The organism is Arthrobacter subterraneus (genome assembly GCF_900099735.1).
GTDB lineage: Bacteria > Actinomycetota > Actinomycetes > Actinomycetales > Micrococcaceae > Arthrobacter_D > Arthrobacter_D subterraneus.
The window spans coordinates 41,417-63,681 of record NZ_FNDT01000011.1 but is presented as its reverse complement, the minus strand read 5'-3'; the positions used below and the strand labels follow the sequence as shown (position 1 = coordinate 63,681).

16 protein-coding genes, 3 tRNA genes and 1 pseudogene are annotated in these 22,265 nt (G+C 66.1%); 9 read left to right on the top strand and 11 right to left on the bottom strand.

The features are described from left to right. Window positions 1-52 precede the first annotated feature (52 nt). From BLS52_RS12315 to BLS52_RS12300, 4 genes are all read right to left on the bottom strand, one after another. Complete coding sequence (locus BLS52_RS12315) at window positions 53-745, bottom strand: DUF4232 domain-containing protein (protein WP_175460160.1); 693 nt, start codon at window positions 743-745, stop codon at window positions 53-55. 82 nt (window positions 746-827) lie between these two features. Beyond that, window positions 828-1,562, bottom strand: a complete 735-nt coding sequence (locus BLS52_RS12310) for a YcnI family copper-binding membrane protein (RefSeq protein WP_090587080.1) — start codon at window positions 1,560-1,562, stop codon at window positions 828-830. Window positions 1,563-1,634: 72 nt separating this feature from the next. Further along, window positions 1,635-2,234, bottom strand: a complete 600-nt coding sequence (locus BLS52_RS12305) for a hypothetical protein (protein WP_090587078.1) — start codon at window positions 2,232-2,234, stop codon at window positions 1,635-1,637. Window positions 2,235-2,327: 93 nt separating this feature from the next. After that, the gene (locus BLS52_RS12300) at window positions 2,328-2,795 is read right to left on the bottom strand and encodes a 23S rRNA (pseudouridine(1915)-N(3))-methyltransferase RlmH (protein ID WP_026544326.1); all 468 of its coding nucleotides are present in this window, start codon (window positions 2,793-2,795) and stop codon (window positions 2,328-2,330) included. Window positions 2,796-2,867: 72 nt separating this feature from the next. Here BLS52_RS12300 and BLS52_RS12295 point away from each other — a divergent pair, with 72 nt between their 5' ends. Beyond that, on the top strand, window positions 2,868-3,635 hold the full coding sequence (locus BLS52_RS12295; RefSeq protein ID WP_090587076.1) for a type 1 glutamine amidotransferase domain-containing protein: 768 nt from the start codon (window positions 2,868-2,870) through the stop codon (window positions 3,633-3,635). A gap of 70 nt (window positions 3,636-3,705) precedes the next feature. On the opposite strand, the gene BLS52_RS12290 is transcribed toward BLS52_RS12295, so the two are convergent. Next, window positions 3,706-3,795 (bottom strand) — tRNA-Ser (locus BLS52_RS12290). 257 nt (window positions 3,796-4,052) lie between these two features. Here BLS52_RS12290 and BLS52_RS12285 point away from each other — a divergent pair. Then, window positions 4,053-4,865: a hypothetical protein gene (locus BLS52_RS12285; protein ID WP_139186265.1), complete on the top strand. Its 813-nt coding sequence runs from the start codon at window positions 4,053-4,055 to the stop codon at window positions 4,863-4,865. A 100-nt stretch (window positions 4,866-4,965) separates the two neighbouring features. Here BLS52_RS12285 and tadA read toward each other — a convergent pair whose 3' ends face one another. Further along, the gene (gene tadA / locus BLS52_RS12280) at window positions 4,966-5,445 is read right to left on the bottom strand and encodes a tRNA adenosine(34) deaminase TadA (protein ID WP_090587073.1); all 480 of its coding nucleotides are present in this window, start codon (window positions 5,443-5,445) and stop codon (window positions 4,966-4,968) included. A gap of 22 nt (window positions 5,446-5,467) precedes the next feature. Here tadA and upp point away from each other — a divergent pair, with 22 nt between their 5' ends. The 3 genes from upp to BLS52_RS12265 all read left to right on the top strand — a co-directional run bounded on the left by upp (window position 5,468) and on the right by BLS52_RS12265 (window position 7,952). Further along, window positions 5,468-6,103: a uracil phosphoribosyltransferase gene (gene upp, locus BLS52_RS12275; RefSeq protein WP_090587072.1), complete on the top strand. Its 636-nt coding sequence runs from the start codon at window positions 5,468-5,470 to the stop codon at window positions 6,101-6,103. Between the two features lie 450 nt (window positions 6,104-6,553). Continuing rightward, a complete protein-coding gene (locus BLS52_RS12270; RefSeq protein WP_090587070.1) occupies window positions 6,554-7,396 on the top strand; it encodes a winged helix-turn-helix domain-containing protein in 843 nt (280 codons plus the stop codon). Between the two features lie 31 nt (window positions 7,397-7,427). Further along, window positions 7,428-7,952: a SixA phosphatase family protein gene (locus tag BLS52_RS12265; RefSeq protein ID WP_090587069.1), complete on the top strand. Its 525-nt coding sequence runs from the start codon at window positions 7,428-7,430 to the stop codon at window positions 7,950-7,952. 52 nt (window positions 7,953-8,004) lie between these two features. Here BLS52_RS12265 and BLS52_RS12260 read toward each other — a convergent pair whose 3' ends face one another. Continuing rightward, on the bottom strand, window positions 8,005-9,417 hold the full coding sequence (locus BLS52_RS12260) for a dihydrolipoyl dehydrogenase family protein (RefSeq protein ID WP_090587067.1): 1,413 nt from the start codon (window positions 9,415-9,417) through the stop codon (window positions 8,005-8,007). A gap of 108 nt (window positions 9,418-9,525) precedes the next feature. Next, a tRNA-Arg gene (locus BLS52_RS12255) sits at window positions 9,526-9,601 on the bottom strand. A 293-nt stretch (window positions 9,602-9,894) separates the two neighbouring features. On the opposite strand from BLS52_RS12255, the gene BLS52_RS12250 reads away from it, so the two are divergent. Next, window positions 9,895-11,754, top strand: a complete 1,860-nt coding sequence (locus BLS52_RS12250) for a phosphoenolpyruvate carboxykinase (GTP) (RefSeq protein WP_090587065.1) — start codon at window positions 9,895-9,897, stop codon at window positions 11,752-11,754. Window positions 11,755-11,825: 71 nt separating this feature from the next. Here the strand turns inward: BLS52_RS12250 and BLS52_RS12245 are convergent, their stop codons facing one another. Continuing rightward, entirely contained in the window at window positions 11,826-13,232 is a 1,407-nt protein-coding gene (locus tag BLS52_RS12245) for a phosphomannomutase/phosphoglucomutase (protein WP_245702844.1), read from the bottom strand. A 123-nt stretch (window positions 13,233-13,355) separates the two neighbouring features. Between BLS52_RS12245 and BLS52_RS12240 the strand changes: the two genes are divergently transcribed. Continuing rightward, window positions 13,356-15,470 (top strand): RecQ family ATP-dependent DNA helicase, encoded by a 2,115-nt coding sequence (locus BLS52_RS12240; protein ID WP_090587062.1) that lies wholly within the window; start codon window positions 13,356-13,358, stop codon window positions 15,468-15,470. A gap of 81 nt (window positions 15,471-15,551) precedes the next feature. On the opposite strand, the gene BLS52_RS12235 is transcribed toward BLS52_RS12240, so the two are convergent. Together BLS52_RS12235 and BLS52_RS12230 are read right to left on the bottom strand one after the other, a co-directional pair. Beyond that, a tRNA-Ser gene (locus tag BLS52_RS12235) sits at window positions 15,552-15,639 on the bottom strand. Window positions 15,640-15,705: 66 nt separating this feature from the next. Beyond that, window positions 15,706-17,795: pseudogene (locus tag BLS52_RS12230) on the bottom strand (prolyl oligopeptidase family serine peptidase). An 87-nt stretch (window positions 17,796-17,882) separates the two neighbouring features. On the opposite strand from BLS52_RS12230, the gene BLS52_RS12225 reads away from it, so the two are divergent. Both BLS52_RS12225 and BLS52_RS12220 read left to right on the top strand, forming a co-directional pair. Then, window positions 17,883-20,255 (top strand): ATP-binding cassette domain-containing protein, encoded by a 2,373-nt coding sequence (locus BLS52_RS12225; protein WP_090587060.1) that lies wholly within the window; start codon window positions 17,883-17,885, stop codon window positions 20,253-20,255. A 76-nt stretch (window positions 20,256-20,331) separates the two neighbouring features. Further along, window positions 20,332-22,242 (top strand): FAD/NAD(P)-binding protein, encoded by a 1,911-nt coding sequence (locus BLS52_RS12220; protein ID WP_342707452.1) that lies wholly within the window; start codon window positions 20,332-20,334, stop codon window positions 22,240-22,242. Window positions 22,243-22,265: the final 23 nt, after the last annotated feature.

The window sequence follows — 22,265 nt, the reverse complement described above, 5'->3', positions numbered from 1 at the left end:
GACATTCTGTCAGCTGGAAAGGAGCGCGCAGCGCGGTGCGTCGGCGGCGGTGCTAGGGGGAGAGCGGCTTGGTGGGAGCCACCGTCATCAGCACGATGTCCTCGGACGCGCAGGCGGTGCCCGTCTGGTCGACGATCAGCGAGGCGGTGTCATTCGGCGGATACACGCGCAGCCCCACGGTGTCCGTCAGCAGGCAGTCCGCGCCGTAGTTCTGGGCGTTGGTCTGCTTGACCGGCGCAACCGCTGACTCGCCCGGCGCCAAGACCACTTCGGAGGACTGCGCCGGCTCCCGGTCGGCGGGCGCCCCCACCTGGTTGCCCGCGGCGTCCACATAGGAGACGCCCGGGTAACCGGTGATCTCGCACTGTTCGTCTGCCGTGTTGGTGAAGATGATCTGCCGGTACACGCTGCCCGCCGCGCCGCCGCCCATCTCTGTTTCGAGGACGGCGCTCAGCATGTCGGAGGTGCACACGCCGTCCGCAGCGGCCGCCGTCGGGCTCGCCTCCGGAGATTCCGAGGCGGACTCGGACGGAGAGGGTTCGCTGCTCTCGCTGGGCTCGGCGGACGCTGATTCCGAGTCCTCGGGCGTGGGCTCGGCCTCGGCAGTGGTCTGTCCGGCGCTCGCCGACGGTGCCGGACTGGTCTCTTCTGCGGCCGGATCACCGGCGCCGCATCCGGACAGGGCGAGAGCCCCAAGGGTTGCGGCGGCAGCAAGCAGGCGGGGCACGGATGCGCGAGTGGTCATAAAACCACCCTGCTGGGGAAGACACCCTGCGTCAATCAGCCCCGGCGGCGCGGTGCCGATTGACGCAGGGATTGTTATGGCGCTATCCCCTGGCTGTCCGGGTGCGCAGCAGCGCCGCGACGCCCGCGATGAGGCCAAGCACGCCGGCACCCAGCCCCACGTACCCGGCGGTCGCCGCGCCGGAGGAGTCATCGCTCGCAGCCGACGCGCTTTCAAGGTCAGCGGCCTCGGCCGGCTGCCCTTCGGCGGCCGGCTCCTCGTCTTCGGAGTGCCCGTGCTCCTCCGCCCCGGTCAGCGTGATGGTCGGCGCGGGAGCGTCGAGACTGTGGGGGTCCTCGCCCTCGGCGGGGATCTGGGCCCAGTCGGTCTCGCCCTCCACACAGCCCTGCAGGACCGGGAACGCCAGGGTTTCTCCCTCTCTGTCCGGAAGCTGGACCGAGATATCGAACTGCTGGAGATAGCCATCCTCCACCGGTGTCTCGGCTGTGTACACGATCTGCCCGACGCGCTCGGTGACGCTGCTTCCGTTGTCCAGGGTCAGCGGTTCATCGAGTGTTTCGGTGACTTTCTCAACCGTCCAGCCCGGAACGATTTCCGGTTTGGCGTCCACCAGCGGTTCCGGCAGCGAGATGGTCAGCTTATTGGTGGGCGAGCCCTCGCAGTCGTGGGAGAACCCGACGGTGAGCAGTGCGTGGGCGCCCGCGGCGGTGGTGTCGGGCTTGATGGTGACGTGCGCAGCGGCACCCGCGAGCCCGAGCCCCATCAGGGCGGTGGTTGCGGCGGCGGCGGTCAGGGTACGGCGAACTGAAGTCTTCATGGTGTTACCTCTCAAGGAATGCCGTCCCGGAGACGGCTAAAAGGGGGAGGGCGCCGGAAAGCGCCGGTGGGACTAGAGAGAGGTAGCCAGGGGTGGACCGCGCAGCGGCCTGACAGTGAGGAGCGGCTCGAGGTAGCTGCGGACGGGGGCGTCGGGAAAGACCGGAAGGTCCGCGGGCGGCGGGAACACAACCAGCCGCGGCAGGGCCACCAGCGGCCGAAGCCACTGCGCCGCCAGTTCCAGTGCGGTCTCCCCGTAATAGAGCATCAGGGCGGTGGCGACGACGGCGCCGGCATGCGCCGCAAACATCAGGGGGTTGTCCAGCAGCGAGGAGGCGTGCGCGTGCTCCATGCCACCCGCCGGAGCGCAGTGGACCTGCTGCGGACCGAAGTGGTCACGGGAGGAGGAAACGCATGCCGCCGTCGTCGTCAGTGTTGAAAAGGCTTCATGGAGGAGGACCTGGCCGGCGCCGAGGACGCCGAGCACGGACGGAAGCGACAGCTTTCTCCGCGACAGGACGGTGGTTGCCAGCACAGTGGTTACGGCGAGCGTGCCGAGGATGAGCGGATCCGGAAGGGCAGCCCCTCCGGCGATGTGCGCACCGGCAGCCAGCAGGAAGACGACGCCGGCGGTCACCGTTGCGCGCATCATCCGCTCGTTGTTCCTGGTCACCCGGCCTCCTTCCGCTCCTGTTCTACCGCCCGTAGAGGAATCCTGTGGTCCTACTCTATTCGCTGCCTGTGACCCTCCGGCTCGGTTGAATGCCTACTCGTGATGGTAGGGACGGCGCCCTGCAATTTCCTGGGACCGGTAGACCTGTTCAGCCAGGATGAGCCGGACCAGCTGGTGCGGGAAGACCAGCGGCGAGAGAGACCAGATGAAGTCGGCACGCTGGTGGACTTCGGGGTTGACTCCGTACGCCCCGCCGATGATCAGGGTGATGTTGCGGGAGCTGTCGAGCGGCTGTTGGAGCCGGGCGGCGAGGGTGGGGGAGTCCACGGCTTTTCCGCGTTCATCGAGCAGGATCACGTAGTCGGCGGCGTTCTTCCCGCCGAGCCGTTCGAGGAGGCGCGCGGACTCCTCGTCCCGGGCGGCGTCGCCCTCGCGGGCCGAGTGCGGAATGAGCTGCCAGGACAGGTCAAAGGGCTTCTTGAGCCGCTTCTCGTAGCGGGCGATGCCCTCGGCCACCCAGGACTCATGTTTCCGGCCGACGGCCAGCGCGCGTAATGCCATGCCTCCAACGCTACGGGAGACGCCGGAATCCGCTGGGCGTAGGGTGGAAGCCCGGACAACAAGGAGCACTTCATGAAGAAAATCCTGATGGTACTGACCAGCGTTTCCGAGCTCGGCGACACGGGCGAGAAGACCGGCTACAACGTGGCTGAGGCCGCGCATCCCTGGAAGGTCTTCAAGGATTCCGGGCACTTCGTCGACTTCGCGTCCATCCAGGGCGGCCAGCCCCCGCGGGACGAGGTGGATTCGGATGACCCCATTCAGGTCGCCTTCACTCAGGACGAGGTCACGCGTGCAGGCCTCTACAACACAGCCCGCGTCGACGTGGTTGATCCCGACCAGTACGACGCCGTCTACCTCGTAGGCGGCCACGGCACCATGTGGGATTTCCCGGACAGCGAAGGGTTGCAGCGCCTGGTCGCCAGCGTCTACAACTCAGGCGGCGTGGTGGGCGCGGTCTGTCATGGACCTGCGGGCCTGTTGAACGTGGAACTGGACAACGGGTTCCGCCTCGTCGAGGGCCGGGAGGTGGCTGCCTTCACCAACGACGAGGAGGTCGCCGCAGGGAAGGACAAAGTCATCCCGTTCTTCCTGGCGGACCGGCTTGAGGAACAGGGTGCCACCCACCTCTCGGCGGACGTCTTCGCGGAGAAGGTGGTGGTCGACGACCGGCTGGTGACCGGGCAGAACCCGGCGTCAGCCGCAGGCGTGGCCAAGGAGATGGAGAAGCTCCTGGCCGAGGCCATCCACCAGGAGAAGGCCGAGGAACAGCACGACGCCGAGGCCCTGCGCGCCGAGAAGGACGCCAGGAAGGCTGCTGCGGCAGACACCGAGCGCTGACGCGGTTACCCTCTGGACAAAACGAAACCCCTGATTCCCTCCGCGTAGGAAAGGAATCAGGGGTTTCAGCTGGCGGTGACGGTGGGATTTGAACCCACGTTGGCTTTTACACCAAACAACATTTCGAGTGTTGCACCTTCGGCCGCTCGGACACGTCACCAACGGTGCCACTTTACCGGCTGAGGTACCGCACGCCCAAAACGGGCAGCCTGTACCCTGACGGACCACGGGTGCCCGCTGAGTTGGGCAACCTGGTGGGCCTGCGCTGCGTCAGCCCACAGAGTCGAGCGACCCGGCGGGCAGCGGTGACGAGGCCGCGCAGCACTTCTCCTGCAGAGCAGTCCAAACGTCCGCCATTTATCCACATTCAGCCCACTGCGAGCTCCATCCACATTCCTGTCGCGACACACTCTCCCCATGGATGTGAAGGAAGCGCTGACTACGCTCGGCGGAGCAGCGCGGCGGAAGGACCTTCTGGCTGCTGGCGTACGCGAATCGAAACTGCGCAAGGCCGTAGCTTTCGGTGCGGTCTCCGTTCCCGTGCGAGGGGTCCTCGCCCTTCCCGACGCCGACCCCGCCATCCTCGCTGCATGCACAGCGAGAGCGCATCTGGCATGCATCAGCGCTGCGGAGGCTCGCGGTCTCTGGGTGCTGCGCCAGCCTGGACGCGTCCACGTGAGCACGGACCACGGACGCCCTCTTGGCGATCATTTCCGGGTGCACCGCGCGGCTGGAAAGCCCGGCATGCTGGAAATCTGTATCCAGTGTCTGCGCTGCCTTCCCGAACTTGACGCCCTATGCATTGTCGAGTCGGCAGTTGTGAAGGGACTCATCCGCCAAAGCTTCCTCCTTGAGAACCTGGGCGGGCAGCGTGACAAGTCCCTGCGGCGCATTGTGAGGATGATTGATCCGCATGCGCAGTCCATCGTCGAGACTGTCTCTCGGTATCACCTGCGCCGCGTCGGATACATCACCCAGTCGCAGGTCTTTGTTCCGGGTGCCGGGCGGCTTGACCTCATGGTCGACGGGGTTCTCGGTATCGAAGTTGACGGAAAGGAATATCACAGTGCCCGGACCGACTTCGAGGAGGATCGGCGGCGCTGGAACGTATACACGGTCAGGGGAATCTCCGTCCTGCGGGTCACTTACCCGTTGCTCGTGCACAGCCCCGACAAGTTCCTCGAACTCGTGGCAGAATGTCTCACCAATTTAGCCCAAGGAGACGGCTGACCTGGTGGGCTCGCACAGCGTCTTCCCACTGAGTCCCGCAACTCGGTGGGCACATGCCTCAAGTGCACCCCATGCGGCATCCTGCCTCCGGAACCAGGGGTCAGGCCCTGCGCTCCGCGAAGAAATCCCGCAACAGCGCAGCGCACTCGTCCTCAAGAACCCCGGGGAACACTTCGGTCCAGTGGTTCAGCCGGCGTTCGCGCAGAACGTCGAACACGGAACCGGCGGCCCCCGCCTTCTCATCCCAAGCCCCGAAGACCACGCGGGGAATACGAGCGAGCACACTGGCGCCCGCGCACATCGAACACGGCTCAAGCGTCACCACCAGGGTGCAGCCGTCCAGCCGCCAGGACCCCAATGCCGCCGCAGCCCGCCGGAGCGCGAGCACCTCCGCATGCGCGGTGGGATCTCCGGTGGCCTCACGTTCATTCCAGCCGGTGCCGAGCACCTCGCCGTGAGGACCGACGACGACGGCGCCGATCGGCACGTCTGCCGTCTCACCTGCCCGCTGGGCAGCCTGCAGCGCCAGCTCCATCCACGCGGCATGATCGCGCTGTGCAGGGGCAGGCTGGGCTGGCATGTGCCAATGATACTTTTGAGCAATGCGCGTTCTGGTTGTCGACCATCCCCTGGTGTCCCACAAACTCACAGTCCTGAGGGACAAGAACACTCCGTCCCCGGTGTTCCGGTTGCTGACGGAGGAACTGGTGACTCTGCTGGCCTATGAGGCAACCCGGGACGTGCGCGTTGAACCGGTCCACATCGAGACCCCGGTGACCACCGCCGTCGGAACCGGCCTGGTGAAGCCGACGCCGCTCGTGGTTCCCATCCTCCGTGCAGGGCTGGGCATGCTCGAAGGCATGACCCGCCTGGTCCCCACCGCGGAAGTGGGTTTCCTCGGCATGGCCCGCAACGAGGAGACGCTCGAAGCCATTACCTACGCCGAGCGGCTGCCGGACGACCTCACCGGCCGGCAGGTGTTTGTCCTTGACCCCATGCTCGCCACCGGCGGCACGCTCCGCGAGGCAATCAAGTTCCTGTTCCGCCGGGGCGCGGCCGACGTCACCTGCATCTGCCTGCTGGCGGCGCCCGAGGGCCTGGAGGCACTGAGGCAGGAACTCGAGGGTGCCAACGTCACCATCGTCCTCGCGTCCATCGACGAAAAGTTGAATGAGAACGCCTACATCGTCCCCGGTCTGGGCGATGCCGGAGATCGTCTGTACGGCGTCGTCGGCTAACCGGACAGCCGTCCACTATCCGGGCAACCGGCTAAACGCCTTCACGCGTAACCGGTTCACATTCAGGACAATCCGTCCGTTTTTTCGACGCACCGAGACAGTTCGTCCAACATTCTGCCGGAAACACGGCAGCGGGTTGACATTCTGTCTGCGTGCCCAGCCGTCCAGAATGCGGACGCCCTACCATTGTTACTTGTGCGTAGCGGATTGTTACGTGCAATAATTCGGATTGTGAACACCAACTCAGCAGCATCTGCAGCCGCAGCCTATTCCCCGGACGTCCTGTCCGCGCAGGGATCCCGCTGCTGTCGAATGTGCGCGTAACGGTTTACCCCACCCTCTTACGCATTCCTGGCCCAACGGCGGGCTCCACCAGAAGCTCCATCTCGACCGGGCACACCCCTGCATTCGAGCCGTGATGACGGCGATTCACCTTGAGGTTGTTTAGACATGACCGTTTCTTCCGGATACGTCCACATTTCCCTCCGCAACGCGCAGAACCGCGCCGGCATCCAGCGACAGGCCTACGGGCAGCGCCCCGGAATTCCGAGCTACAGCCAGCCGGCCGCAGCCGCATACTCACCGGCCTACGGGCAGCTCCAGTCCGTGCCGTCTCCCGCGGAACCGGCCCAGCCCATCACCGCGCCGGTTCCTGTGGTCACTCCGAACGGGATCCCGGGCCCCCAGGCGGTCACGGGCGACACCACTGCACGCGGCTTTGTCCTGTACGTCGCACTCGATGAGGACACCGCCGCCGAGCATGACACCACGCTGAGCAAGCTGGCACAGGACGTGCGCGCCTATGTCCGCACCCTCGTGCCCGGCGCTCAGAGCCACGCCGCCGTTGCGCTCGCTCCGGCAGATGCGGTGGGAACTGATATCGACGTCGTCCGGCAGGCCCTCGGTGACCCGACGGTGAACCGCCGGCCGCGCACCGAGCAGCAGCCCACTCCGCCGCCGGCTCCGCGCCCCACCGGGGTGCTGATCGATCTTTCCCGCCGTGAAGTGCACCTCGACGGCGACATCCTGAACCTGACGTTCAAGGAATTCGAACTCCTCAACTACCTCGTGGAGAACGCCTCCCGGACCGTCGGGCGCGAGGAACTCCTGAGCGGACTGTGGCGCAACGCCGATGAGGTGCCCAACGAACGCACCATCGACGTGCACATCCGGCGGCTGCGCTCAAAGCTTGGCCGCCTGGCAAACACGGTCCGGACGGTTCGCGGGCAGGGCTACCGCTTCTACGAGCACCCCGAGGTTGTTGTGTGGGCTGCTCCGGAGTACTCGATCTAGGCGCACGCTTCGCACAAAGTAGGGTGAGGGAATGTCCTCCCACCATCTGAAGCGTCTGATGCTCCTGCGGCATGCGAAGTCGGACTGGCATGGTGATGTCTCGGACCATGAGAGGCCGCTCAGCGGCCGCGGTCATCGTGACGCGCCGCTGATCGGCCGCTGGATGGTGGAGAACAGCGCCGTCCCGGACCTCATTCTCACCTCCACCGCACTGCGCGCCCGGCAGACCTGCATCTGGGTGTGCCAGGAACTGGGGGAGAAGGCTCCAACGCCGCGGCTCGAGCCGAAGCTCTACGCTGCCAGTGCCACCGAGATGCTCACGGTGATCAACCAGGTGCCGGAAACCGCAACGAGCGTCCTGGTCATTTCACACCTCCCAGGTATCCAGAACCTGGCCATGCGGCTCGCGTCGGTCGACTCGGATGAGGACGCCGTCGTCGACCTTGCCACCCACTATCCGACGGCGGGACTCACCGTCCTCAGCCATGCCGGGGAGTGGGCGGAACTGGACGGGCGGGACGCCGAGGTGACGGACTTCGTGGTTCGACGCGCCTGAACCGCGCCGGAATCAGGATCGCGCCCGGAATCAGGATCGCACCTGAAAAAGGCTAGAGACCGTACTTCTCCAGCAGCCGCAGCCACACTTCGCTGATGGTCGGATAGGCAGGCACCGCGTGCCACAGCCGCTCCAGCGGTACTTCGCCGGCAATGGCGATGGTTGCCGCATGCAGGAGTTCGGCGACGTCAGGTCCGGCGAAGGTCACGCCGACCAGCACCTTCCGGTCCTCGTCCACCACCATCTGCGCCCAGCCCTCGTAGCCGTCAGCGTGCAGTGAGGACCCGGCAACAGCCAGCTCAAGCGATGTTTCGCTGACGTTCAACCCGTCCTTCCGTGCGGCCTCGAGTGTCCGGCCCGCCATGGCTATCTCGGGATCGGTGAAGACAACCTGCGGGACCGCGTAGACGTCCGCCGTGGCCGCGAAGGCGCTCCACTTCGGCGGCGATCCATTCAGCGTCCCGTTGGCGCGGGCAATGACGGCATCGCCCATTATGCGCGCCTCATACTTCCCCTGATGGGTCAGTAGCACCTTCCCGGCGGCGTCGCCCACCGCATAGAGCCACGGGTGGGTGACGACCTGACCGGATTCATCCGTGTCGAGCTGCCGGGTCTCCAGTCCGAGTCCTTCAAGGCCCAGCCCGGCCAGCGCCGGGCGCCGGCCGGTGGCCACCAAGAGCTTCTCCGACTCCACCACCGTGTCGCTGGCCAGTGTCACCCGGAAGCGGCCGCCGTCGTAAGCAACGGATTCTGTGGTGGTGTTCAGGTGGAGGGTCACGCCGTCGTGCTCCAGACCCTGCTGCACCAGACGGACAGCGGGTTCCGGGTAGCTGCCCAGCAGGGCGCTGCGGGCCACCAGGGTGACCTTCGAACCGAGCCGGGCGTACGCCTGGGCAAGCTCTGTTCCGGCAACGCCGCCGCCCAGCACCGTAAGGCTCTCCGGAATTTCCTTCACGGAGGTCGCCTCCCGCGTACCCCAATACGTGAGGCCCTCAAGCCCACCGATGGGCGGAACGGACGGGACGGATCCGGTAGCGAGAACAACGGCGTGGCGCGCAGTGAGCGTGGTGACGCCGTCGTCGGTGGTTACCTCCACCCGACGCTCACCGGTGAGGCGCGCCGTCCCGCGGAGCAGGGTGATCCCCGTGGCGTTGACCCAGTCGACCTGGGAGGAGTCGTCCCAGTGGGAGGTGAAGCTGTCGCGGCGGGCGAGCACTTCCTGGGTGTCGAGAGCGCCGGTGACTGCTTCCCGCGCGCCGGCCACGGAACGGGCGGCGTGCAGTGCGGTCCCGGAGCGCAGCAGTGCCTTGGACGGCATGCACGCCCAGTAGGAGCATTCGCCGCCGACCAGTTCGGATTCCACCAGGACGGCGGAGAGCCCACCGCGGACAACGCGGGCGGCCGCATTCTCGCCGACGGCGCCGGCTCCAATAACAACGACGTCGGTACTCTGCTCTGTGCTCATGGTCCCGAGCCTGTCATCCGGCCGACGGCGGGGCAAACAGTTCCCGCGGGAAACGCCCGGGCCAGGCATGCACAAAAAAACCGCCCCGGAGGTCCGGGGCGGTTTGGCTGGTGCGCGCGAAGGGATTCGAACCCCCAACCTTCTGATCCGTAGTCAGATGCTCTATCCGTTGAGCTACGCACGCAATTCAAAAGCCGGTTTGAAAGACTTTCTCAGGCCGTTTGGCCGTAGATAACTTTACAGCCATTCGGAACCTAACGCTAATTGAGATGGCCGGGTGGTCTTCTACCGGTCGGTAGTATAGACCGGTCTACGTGACCTTTATCACAGCGCGGGGCATCATTGGATAGTGAAAACCGCAGAAACTCGCGGATCACCGTCGACCTGAAACCAACTCTACGCCCGCAGCGACCGAAATCAGCCGGAAGCCCGCCCCTAGCATCAATACACACCATCCACCCAACGAAGGGACGAGAAATGGGCGATTCCGCGCGACAGCCGCTGCTCGCTGACCGAGCGACTGACCGGGACGCAGCCTCCGCTGCGCCGACAACCCATCAGGGCCTGCTGGCCTGGGTTGAGGAGACTGCCGCGCTGACGCAGCCGGACCGGGTGTATTGGGTCAACGGATCCGAGGAGGAGAACCACCAGCTCAGCGACGAGCTCGTCTCCGCAGGCACCTTCAAACGCCTCAACCCTGAACTTTTCCCCAACTCCTTCGCGGCGTTCTCAGACCCGGCCGATGTTGCCCGGGTCGAAGAGCAGACCTTCATCTGCTCGCGGAATGAACGCGACGCCGGGTTCACCAACAACTGGATGGACCCGGACGCCATGAAGGAAAAGCTGCGCGGCCTGTTCGCCGGCTCGATGCGCGGCCGGACCATGTACGTCATCCCATTCGTCATGGGACACCTTGACGCCCCGACTCCCAAGTTCGGTGTCGAGATCACGGACAGCGCGTACGTGGTGACGTCCATGCGCATCATGGCGACCATCGGCACCGAGGTCCTCGACCGGATGACCGAACTCAATGCGGACTTCGTTCCGGCGCTGCATTCCGTGGGCGCACCGCTCGAACCGGGACAGCAGGACGTCGCGTGGCCGTGCAACGAGGAGAAGTGGATTGTCCACTTCCCTGAAGAACGGTCCATCTGGTCCTTCGGATCCGGCTACGGCGGAAACGCGCTGCTCGGCAAGAAGTGCTACGCGCTGCGCATCGCCTCGGTCATGGCACGGGACGAGGGCTGGCTGGCCGAGCACATGCTCATCCTCAAGCTCACCTCGCCGCAGAACAAGACGTACTACCTGTCGGCGGCGTTCCCCTCGGCCTGCGGCAAGACGAACCTCGCACTCCTCGACCCGACGATCGACGGCTGGAAGGTCGAGACACTCGGCGACGACATCACCTGGATGCGGTTCGGCAAGGAGGGCGAACTCCGTGCCGTCAACCCGGAGGCGGGCCTGTTCGGGGTTGCTCCCGGCACCGGATGGCACACCAACCCCAACGCCATGCGCGCCATCGCCAAGGGCAACTCGATCTTCACCAATGTGGCACTGACCGACGACGGCGGTGTCTGGTGGGAGGGCATGACCGAGGAAGTGCCGGCGCACCTCACGGACTGGCAGGGCAACGAGTGGACGCCGTCGTCGGACGCTCCGGCCGCGCACCCCAACGCCCGGTTCTGCACGCCCATCGACCAGATCGACATGCTGGCCGAGGAGTTTAACGACCCCGAAGGGGTCGAGCTGTCCGCGATCCTGTTCGGTGGCCGGCGCAAGACCACGGTGCCTCTGGTCACGCAGTCCCGCGACTGGACCAACGGCATCTTCATGGGCTCCACATTGTCCTCGGAGACCACTGCCGCGGCTGCCGGCGCGGTCGGCCGGGTGCGCCGCGACCCGATGGCGATGCTTCCCTTCATGGGGTACGACGCCGGTGATTACCTCAGCCACTGGCTGAAAGTCAGCGGACAGGCGAATCAGGAGCGGCTGCCGAAGATCTTCCTGGTCAACTGGTTCCGCCGCACGGCCGACGGCGGCTTTGCCTGGCCCGGCTTCGGCGACAACTCGCGCGTGCTCAAGTGGATCATTGAGCGCCTGGAAGGTGAAGCGGAAGCTGTCGAGACACCGATCGGGTATGTCCCGGCCCCGGATGCACTCGACCTGACAGGACTCGACATGGCCCCGGAGGATGTCGAACAGGCCGTCCGGGTCGACGCGGAAGAGTGGGCTGCCGAGCTCGAGGGCATCGAGCAGTGGTACCAGCAGTTCGGCGATTCGCTGCCCGCGGAGCTTTCCGCGGAGCTGCAGCGGCTCAAGGAGCGGTTCGCCGCCTAGCAGCGGCTTTCGCAAGGTGTGGCCGGTTCCGTGCAGCAGTGCGGTACCGGCCATACTGCTTTCCGGTTTCGTTACTGGCGGATCTGCTCAAGGACGGCAGCGGTGAGGTTTTCCAGGATCTCGGGGTTCTCCGCCTCGGCGTTCAGCCTCAGGAACGGTTCCGTGTTGGACGCCCGGAGGTTGAACCACCAGGAGCCGTCGGCAGCGGTGAAGGTGAGGCCGTCCACCTCGTCCACTGTGACGCCGTCGCTCTCGAATTCCTGCCGGACCCGGGCGGTGGCGGCCTCAACGTCGTCAAGCCGGGTGTTGATCTCCCCGGAGGCGAAGTAGGGCTCGTATTCCTTACCGAGTGCGGAGAGCGGCCGGTCCTGCTCGCCGAGAGCGGCGAGTACGTGCATGGCCGCCAGCATCCCGGTATCAGCGTTCCAGAACTCCCGGAAGTAGTAGTGGGCGGAGTGCTCGCCGCCGAAAACCGCGCCTTCTTCGGCCATGACGGCCTTGATGAACGAGTGGCCCACGCGGGTGCGTACCGGCCGGGCGCCTTCCGCACGCACGAGTTCCGGCACCGCACGCGAGGTGATCAGGTTGTGGATGATGACCGGTTCCGCCTCCCCGGCAGCCTGGGCACGGCGGATCTCCCTGCGCGCAACCATGCCGGTGACAGCACTGGGTGAGAGCGGCTCGCCCAGTTCGTCGATGACAAAGCACCGGTCCGCGTCGCCGTCGAATGCCAGGCCGAGGTCCGCGCCGTTGCTGACGACCGCCTGCTTCAGGTCCCGCAGGTTCTCAGGTTCCAGCGGGTTCGCCGGATGGTTGGGGAAAGAACCGTCGAGCTCGAAGTACAGCGGAATGATCTCCAGGGGCAGCGCGCTGAGGTATTCGGCGCCGAGGACGGCCGGGGTGGTGAGGCCGGCCATGCCGTTGCCGGCATCCACAACCACCTTCAGCGGACGGATTCCAGACAGGTCAACCAGCGAACGCAGGTATTCCGCGTAATCCTTCAGGACGTCACGTGAAGAGGTTGACCCCCGCCGGTCGGCTTCCGGGATGGTGCCCTCGGCGAGGTACCGTTCAGCGCCTTCCCGCACCTCGGCAAGCCCCGTCTCAGAGGACATCGGCACAGCGCCTGGCCGGGACATCTTCATCCCGTTGTATTGCGCGGGATTATGGCTCGCGGTGAAGGTGACACCCGCCGCGTTGTAGATCCCGCTGGCGTAATAGAGCTCGTCCGTGGAAATGAGGCCGAGCATCACCACATCTGCGCCCCGCGCGGTGGCTCCCTCGGCGAATGCCTCGGAAAACTCGGGCGAGGACGGACGCATGTCGCCGCCCACCAGCACCGTCTCTCCGGAAAGCCCGAGTACGTCGACGAACGCCGCACCCACCGCCCTGACGGACTCCACCGTGATGGTCTCACCGACGATCCCTCGGACGTCGTAGGCCTTGAACGATGCGGAAAGGTCGATGGTTGTGTTCACGCTGGAAAGTCTAACCGCTCGGGTCCGCCGGTCCGGAGCCTGGGGAGGGCAGGACGACGGCGGTTGTCCACAGCGCATGGAACCCCGCCGGATACGTCAGAGGCAACTGCCATACTGGGGCGCATGGCTGAAACAACCACCCTGCACCAGCAGGCGCTCGCGATCCTCCAAACGCTTGTCGGACGGGATGATGCCGTCTTCCATGAGGGGCAGTTCGAGGCGATCGAAGCGCTGGTCAACGGTGGGCGCAGGGCGCTCGTGGTCCAGCGCACCGGGTGGGGGAAGTCTGCGGTGTACTTCGTGGCGAGCCTGCTGCTGCGTTCCGCCGGTGCCGGGCCCACCCTCATCGTGTCGCCCCTGCTCGCGCTGATGCGGGACCAGGTGGCAGCGGCCGGGCGTGCCGGGGTGCGCGCCGCAGCGATCAACTCTGCAAACCAGACGGAGTGGCAGGAGATCACCGCCCGGCTGGACGCGGATGAGCTCGATGTTCTGCTGGTGTCGCCGGAGCGGCTGAACAATCCGATCTTCCGTGAAACCCAGCTGCCCGAGCTCGTCCGGCGCACCGGCCTGCTGGTGATTGACGAGGCCCACTGCATTTCCGACTGGGGCCATGACTTCCGCCCGGATTACCGGCGCCTCCGTGACCTCATCACGTCGCTGGCGGCCGGGGTCCCCGTGCTGGCAACCACCGCTACCGCCAACTCCCGGGTGGTCAAGGACGTCGAAGATCAGCTCGGTACGGACGGCACCGCCGTCTACACGCTGCGCGGTGAGCTTGCCCGCAAGTCGCTGCGCCTCGGCGTGCTCCGCCTGCCCAGCCCCCGTTCCCGGCTGGCATGGCTTCTGACACACCTCGGGGACCTCCCTGGCAGCGGCATCATCTACACGCTCACTGTTTCCGCGGCTGAAGACACTGCGCGTCTGTTGCGGGAGAACGGCCATGCCGTGCTCGCCTACACCGGCCGTACGGACCCGTCGGACCGTGAGGCGGCTGAACAGTCACTGAAGAACAACGAGGTGAAGGCCCTCGTGGCCACCAGCGCTCTCGGCATGGGTTTTGACAAGCCGGATCTCGGTTTTGTGGTCCATCTCGGAGCGCCATCCTCCCCGGTTGCCTACTATCAGCAGGTCGGAAGGGCCGGTCGAGGAACCCCCAACGCGGACGTCCTGCTGCTGCCGGGAAATGAGGACCGCGAGATCTGGGAGTACTTCGCCACGGCCTCCATGCCCGCCGAAGACAAGGCGCAGCGCATTCTGGAGGAACTTGCTGGCGGCACCGTACTGTCCACTCCTGCGCTGGAAACCCGGGTGGACGTGCGGCGCTCGCCGCTGGAGCTCCTCCTGAAGGTGCTGGACGTGGACGGTGCGGTGCAGAAGGTGACCGGCGGCTGGCAGGCCACCGGGAAGCCCTGGACCTACGACCGCGAGCGGTATGCACGGATATCGCAGGCCCGCGTTCATGAGCAGAACGCAATGCTCAACTACGAGAACACCGAAAATTGCCGGATGGAGTTCCTCGCGGCGGCGCTCGATGATCCCGCTGCTACACCGTGCGGCCGGTGCGACAACTGCGCCGGCCGGTGGTACTCCGATGAGGTGTCCTCCGGCGCCTCCGAGAGCGCCGGAAGCGCACTGGGCAGGGTCGGTGTGCTGCTTGAACCGAGAGGGCAGTGGCCTTCGGGGATGGACAAGCTGGGGGTGCCGGTCAAGGGGCGCATCCCGGCGGACCAGCAGCTCTCCGCCGGTCGGGCGCTCGCGCGGATGACCGACCTGGGCTGGGGCAACCGGGTCCGCGAACTCCTGGCGGACTCGTCTCCGGACGCCGCACTTGATCCGGCTGCCATCCAGGCCTGTGTCCGTGTACTTTCCGAATGGTCCTGGGACACCCGGCCGGTGGGAGTGGTCAGCATGCCGTCACGACGGCGCCCGCTCCTGATCAGTTCCCTCGCGGAGGGACTGGCCGGTGTCGGGCGCATCCCCTACCTGGGTGCACTGCAGCTGCCGCAGGGCTGGCCGAGCGGGAGCTCCGGCGGCAACAGCGCGTTCCGTCTCGCAGCGGTCTGGGACAGGTTCGCGGTTCCCGAGGAGGGCCACGCCTGGTTTGCTGCAACCCCCGGCCCGGTGCTGCTGGTCGATGACCTGGCGGACAGCCGCTGGAGCCTGACGGTGGCCGGCCGGGCACTCCGACAGGCAGGTGCCCAGGAGGTGCTTCCCTTTGTCCTTGCGCAGAAGGCCTAGCAGTCGTCGAGCCGGGAACCCATACAGACGAAAGGCGTCTTCGGGGATCAGCTGACCCTCGAAGACGCCCTTCGAAAAACGCGGAGACGGGGGGATTTGAACCCCCGGTAGGCTTTAGGCCCACACTTCATTAGCAGTGAAGCCCATTCGGCCGCTCTGGCACGTCTCCAGCAGCTATTACTAGCCACCCAAGACTACCCAGAACCTCAGGGCAAGAGCAAAATACCCCCAGGGTCTAGAGCTGCCCGGTGAGTGCCTTCCACAGGAACTCGAAGGACATGGCGTGCATGCGCGCAGCCTGGCGGTTGTCAGACGCCCCGGCATGGCCGCCCTCAAGCGCCTCGTGGAACCACACATTCCCAACCCCAAGCGCCTTCATCCGTGCGGCCATCTTCCGTGCCTGAACCGGACCCACCCGGTCATCGCTCGTTGCCGTCCAGATCAGCGTCTTCGGGTACTTCCGGCCCTCCTGCAAGCGGTGGTACGGCGAGAAGGTCTGCACGTACTCCCACTGTTCGGGCTTGTCCGGGTCGCCGTACTCGGCAATCCAGGAGTACCCGGCTGACAGCTTGGTGTACCGCTTCATGTCCAGCAGTGGAACGCCGCACGAGATCGCCCCGAACAGGTGCGGGTACTGCGTGAGCATGTTGCCCACCAGCAGCCCGCCGTTGCTCCTGCCGGTGCAGCCGAGCAGCTCCGGACGGGTCACCCCGCGCTCCACCAGGTCCTCCGCGATTGCAGCGAAGTCCTCATACGCCCGGTGCCGGTTGGCGTGCAGCGCCGCCTGGTGCCAGGCCGGCCCGTATTCGCCCCCGCCCCGGATGTTCGCGAGCACGTACACGCCCGGGCGGCCGTCAGCTGTCCGGCGTTCCAGCCATCCCCGCCCGATCACCCCGCTGTACGCCGGCGTCATGGCGTGCTCGAAGCCCCCGTACCCGGAGAGTAGCGTCGGGTTGCCGCCGTCGAGCGCCAGATCGTTCGCCGCGACCTGGAAGTAAGGCACCCGCGTTCCGTCGCTGGAGACCGCGAAGTGCTGTGAGACGGTGAAGGACTCCTCGTCAAAGTACGACGGCGACGCCTTTACTTCCACATGCGTGCCGCCAATAGTGCCGCGCACCACCGTTGTGGGGGTGAGGAATCCGGTGGCGACCAGCCAGTAGTCGTTGCCGGCGTCGTCGTCCTCATCATCGACCGCGTAGGCATCCACCGCATGCAGGGGCGGACAGGCGTCCAGTACTTCGGCGGTCCAGGACTGTGCAGGGTTGACCACCCGGATCTCCGAAGACACGTCCTTCAGGAGATTGAGCAGGAGATGGTCCCGGGTCCAGCTCCAGGACTGCAGGGCTGTGTGCGCATCGGGTTCGAACACGGTGGTCAGAGCGCGCTGCCCGGCCAGGAAGTCCTCGAGTGGGCGGCCTGAAGGGAACCGCCGCGGTACGTTACGCCGTCGAGCTCGAAGTCGGTGCGCGGACGGAGCACCAGCCACTCCCGGTGAAGTGACACGTTGACGTCGTCAGGAACGTCGATGTGCACCCATTCATCCCCCCGGCGCAGGAACGTGCGGCTGGAGTAGAAATCCACGATGTGGGCGGCGATGTCCCGCTCGAACCCAGGGGTCTGGTCACGCACCACCACGGCCATCATGGAGGTTTCGGGGATCTCGAAATACAGGCGCGCGGACTCGAGCGGTTCACCGCGGCGCAGCGTCCGCACGGTCCGCGGGTAGGAACTGGTGGTCATGGACCCCGGCCCGAAGTCCGTACCCACATGGAGGGCGTCCGGGCCCGCCCAGCTGATCCTGCTCTTCGCCACCGGAATATCGAACCCGCCCTCCACAAAGGAGCGGTCGACGACGTCGTACTCGCGGTAGCGCTGGGCATCCCCGCCGTCGGGGGAGAGCGCTATCAGCGCCCTGCGGTAGGGCCCACCGTCGGTGGGGCGAAGGAACATCGCCCCACCCCACACCCACTCCTGGCCCTCCGCAGCGGCCAGGGCGTCAACGTCGAGCAGGACGTCCCAGTCGGGGGCATCGGTCAGGTAGCTTTCCCAGGTGGTCCGCCGCCACAGGCCCTTGGGGTGCTCCCTGTCCCGCCAGAAGTTGTAGTAGTGGTCGCCGCGCTTGACCACCATCGGAATCCTGTCAGTGGAATCGAGCACCTCAAGCAGGCGCTGTTCATCCGCGAGGAACTGCTTATTGACAAGTTCCGCTTCCGTGACGGCGTTCTGGCTGCGCACCCATTCCAGGGGCTTCTGACCGTAGATGTCCTCCAGCCAGAGGAACTCATCGTCGGTTGCGGAATCAGGCTGCTGCGTGGTGGACGTCATACCGTTATCTTAGGCAACCTGACGCCCGGGCAGAATGCCTTCCATACGGGTCTGCCCATCGAAGCTGCCAACTGGTTAGATGGAGCAATGCATCCAGCGGATACCCATGACCTGATCCGGGTGCAGGGCGCCCGCGAGAACAACCTCAAAGACATCAGCATTGACATCCCCAAGAGACGGCTGACGGTGTTCACCGGTGTGTCGGGCGCAGGCAAGAGTTCGCTCGTCTTTGCGACGATCGCAGCCGAATCGCAGCGGATGATCAACGAGACCTACAGCGCCTTTGTGCAGGGATTCATGCCCACTCTGGCTCGGCCGGACGTTGATCTGCTTGAGGGGCTGACCACCGCGATCATCGTTGATCAGGAACGGATGGGTGCCAACCCGCGGTCCACCGTGGGTACGGCGACTGACGCCAACGCCATGCTGCGCATCCTTTTCAGCAGGCTCGGCTCCCCCTATGTGGGACCACCCACCGCGTACTCCTTCAATGTCCCCACCCGCAAGGCCAGCGGCGTGATGTCCACCGAGAAGGCCGGACGCGTTGAGCGGAGCGTCGTCAGTCAGGCCGTCTACCTGGGCGGCATGTGCCCGAGATGCGAGGGCATGGGAAATGTCAGCGACATCGACCGCGCCGCGCTGTATGACGAGGCAAAGTCCCTGGCCGACGGCGCCCTGACCGTCCCCGGCTACTCGATGGACGGCTGGTACGGAAGGCTGTTCGAGGGTATGGGCCTGCCGATGGACAAGCCCATTGCGAAGTTCACCAAGAAGCAGCTCGACACGATGCTGTACGCGGAACCGACCAAGATCAAGGTTGAAGGCATCAACCTCACGTTCGAGGGCATCATTCCGAAGATCCAAAAGTCCATGTTGTCCAAGGACCCCGAGGCCATGCAACCCCACGTGCGCCGGTTCGTGGAGCGGGCAGTGACCTTCCAGCGCTGCCCTGAGTGCGACGGGACGCGGCTCACCAGGGAAGCGCTGTCGTCAAAGATCAACGGGAAGAACATCGCTGAGCTCTGCTCGATGCAGATCACCGACCTGGCGGAGTGGCTGCGCGGGCTGGGAAAGGCCGGCAGCACGGCGGCGCCCCTGGTGAAAGGGCTGCAGCACCTCCTGGATTCCTTCGCGGAGATCGGTCTGGGCTACCTCTCGCTTGATCGGCCGGCCGGAACGCTCTCGGGCGGCGAAGCGCAGCGGACCAAAATGATCCGCCACCTCGGTTCCTCCCTGACCGACGTCACCTACGTCTTCGACGAGCCGAGCATCGGCCTGCATCCGCATGACATCGAGCGCATGAACAAGCTGCTCCTCCAGCTTCGGGACAAGGGCAACACGGTGCTGGTGGTTGAACACAAGCCCGAGACCATCACGATCGCCGACCACGTGATCGACCTGGGGCCAGGTGCAGGCACCGCGGGCGGAACGGTGTGTTTCGAGGGCACCGTTGAGGGACTGCGCCAGACGGATACGATCACCGGACGCCACCTCGATGACCGCGCACGCGTCAAGGATGCCGTCCGTTCCTCCACGCACGCCATGGAAGTCCGGGGAGCGTCGACGCACAACCTTCGGAACGTCGACGTCGACATCCCGCTGGGCGTGCTGTGCGTCATCACGGGCGTGGCAGGCTCCGGCAAGAGCTCACTGATCCACGGATCCGTTGCAAAACGCGACGGCGTTGTGGTGATCGACCAGGCGGCCATCCGGGGCTCACGGCGAAGCAACCCCGCCACCTACACGGGACTGCTGGAACCGATCCGCAAGTCCTTCGCCAAGGCGAACGGCGTCAAGCCCGCGCTCTTCAGCTCCAACTCCGAGGGCGCCTGCCCCACCTGCAACGGTGCCGGCGTGATCTACACCGACCTGGGCGTCATGGCCACCATGGAGTCACCCTGTGAGGAGTGCGAGGGCAGGCGGTTCCAGGCCTCGGTGCTCGAGTACACACTGGGTGGAAAGAACATCGCCGACGTGCTCGCCATGCCGGTGTCGGAGGCACTGGAATTCTTCGACACCGGGGATGCGCGCACTCCCGCCGCCTCCAGGATCCTGGACCGGATGGCCGACGTCGGGCTCGGGTACCTGAGCCTGGGACAGCCGCTCACCACGCTCTCCGGCGGCGAGCGGCAGCGGTTGAAGCTGGCCACCCAGATGGGCGAGAAGGGCGATGTCTACGTCCTCGATGAACCGACCACCGGCCTGCACCTTGCCGACGTCGAACAGCTGCTCAGGCTCCTGGACCGGCTCGTTGATTCGGGCAAGTCCGTGCTCGTCATCGAGCACCATCAGGCGGTGATGGCGCATGCCGACTGGATCATCGATCTCGGTCCCGGTGCCGGGCACGACGGCGGGACGGTCGTTTTCCAGGGAACGCCGGCGGACCTCGTCGCGGACCGCTCCACCCTGACCGGCTCGCATCTGGCCGCCTACGTGGGGGAAACGGAGCCCGCGCGCTGAACCCCGGTACGGGCGGCCTGGGCCGGTCACGCCGAACGGGGCGGGTCCGACCGGCCGATAACCTAGAAGGATGGAGATGACGCGGGCAGTTCAGGTGGCCATTATCGGCGCCGGTCCGCGCGGCACTTCCGTGCTGGAACGCCTGATCGCAAACTGGTCGGCACTGCGGGAGGCTGATCGCCCGCGGGTCACCGTTCACCTGATCGATCCTTACCAGCCAGGACCCGGGCATGTGTGGAGGACCGACCAGTCGCGGCATTTCCTCATGAACACGCCGGCGCTGTTTCCCACGGTGGTGCCCGTCGGCCCCGCAGCCGCCGCACGCGCTCCCTCCCTGGTGCCGCTGTCCTTTGACGACTGGCGGCAGCTGATGGATGCCTCACCGGATGATCGGCTGAGCGACGGCGACCGCAAGGAAATCCAGTCCCTCACCTCGGCAGACTTCGCCAGCCGGGCACTGTACGGGCGCTATCTCGAGTACATTTACACGTCGCTGATCGAACAGCTCGGCGACGGTTTCGACGTCGTCGAGCACCGCGCGGAGGCAAGCCATCTCGAGGAGCTGGAGTCCGGCTTCCGGGTGAATGTCGGCGGGAACACCACCGTGATGTGCGACGCCGTCGTGCTGGGGATGGGTCACCTGCCCGCCCAGCTCAACCCGGAGCAGGAGTCGCTCAGGGACGGTGCCGCGCGCCTGGGACTGCAGTACTGGCCGCCGAACGTTCCCGCCGATGTCGACTGGAACCGGCTGCCGGCGCGCAAGACCGTACTCGTGCGGGGCCTGGGCCTGAACTTTTTCGACATCATCACCCACCTCACCGAGGGCCGGGGCGGAACTTTCGTCCCCAGCGGCGAACCGGCCGGCCGCGCGCTGATCTACCGCCCTTCGGGCCGGGAACCCCAAGTGGTCGCCGCCTCCCGGCGAGGTACGCCATACCGCGCCAAGGCGAAACTCACCAGCTACGTGCCGCGCAGCGTGCGCCTTCGCTACTGCACGCCCAGCCGCGCCGGCGCCTTCGCAGCAAGCGGCATCCAGCCCGGCTTCGACCATGACCTCTGGCCGCTGCTGCACCGGGATGCCGTCTGGGCCTACTACAGCACGCTGGCACGCACCGGCGGACTGCCGGCGGAGTTCCTGCCGTCGCTCCAGAGCGTGCTTGACGATCCCGACAACGCCTGGCGCGCTCGCCTTGAGGAGCTCCTGGGTGACTACGTGCCTCTTGCCGACCGGCTGGACCTTGAGTCGCTCGCCCGACCCTTCGGGCGGCACCGGTTCGCTTCCGCGGAGGAATACAACCAGGCGGTGCTCGACTATCTCGAGGAGGATGCTGCAGGCTCCGACCGCGGCGAAGAGGATCCCCTGAAGATGGCCATCGGCGCCATGAACGCGGGACGCTCAGTCATCAAGCAGATTGTCGCCGACGGGGGGCTGACCGAAGCGTCATGGACGGCGGAGCTGCGCGGGTGGTTTGAACCGCTGGTGGAGGGCCTTGCGAGCGGACCGCCCGCCCTCCGGATCGAACAGTTGGCCGCCCTGGCGAGGGCTGGCGTCGTGCGCTTCGCCGGTCCGGCGCCGCGGTTCGAGCTGGATGCTGCGAGGGGGAGGTTCACTGTCTCCTCGCCATGGGTGGAAGGCGGAAAATACGACGCCGGCGTGCTGGTCGAGGCGATGATGCCGGCCAACCGGGTGGTCCAGAACCGCTCGGTCCTGCTGCGCCGGCTGCTCGAGGATGGACTCGTGCGGGCGCGCACCACCATGTCCGAAGACGGCGTGCCGGAGGTTTCCCCGGGACTGGACGTGACCAGGCCGCCCTACCGGGCGGTGGGCGCGAGCGGGCTGGTGCAGGAAAATCTGTTTGTGCTGGGACTGCAGCTCAGCGCCGTGCAGTGGGGAACAGCGATCGCCGCCGAGGCAGGCGCCTCACTCGACGCCGGAAGCAGGACGCTGCGCGACGCCGATGACATCGCGCTCGCAATCCTCGGCTGACCTGCCGGCGGCACGGCAGAAAG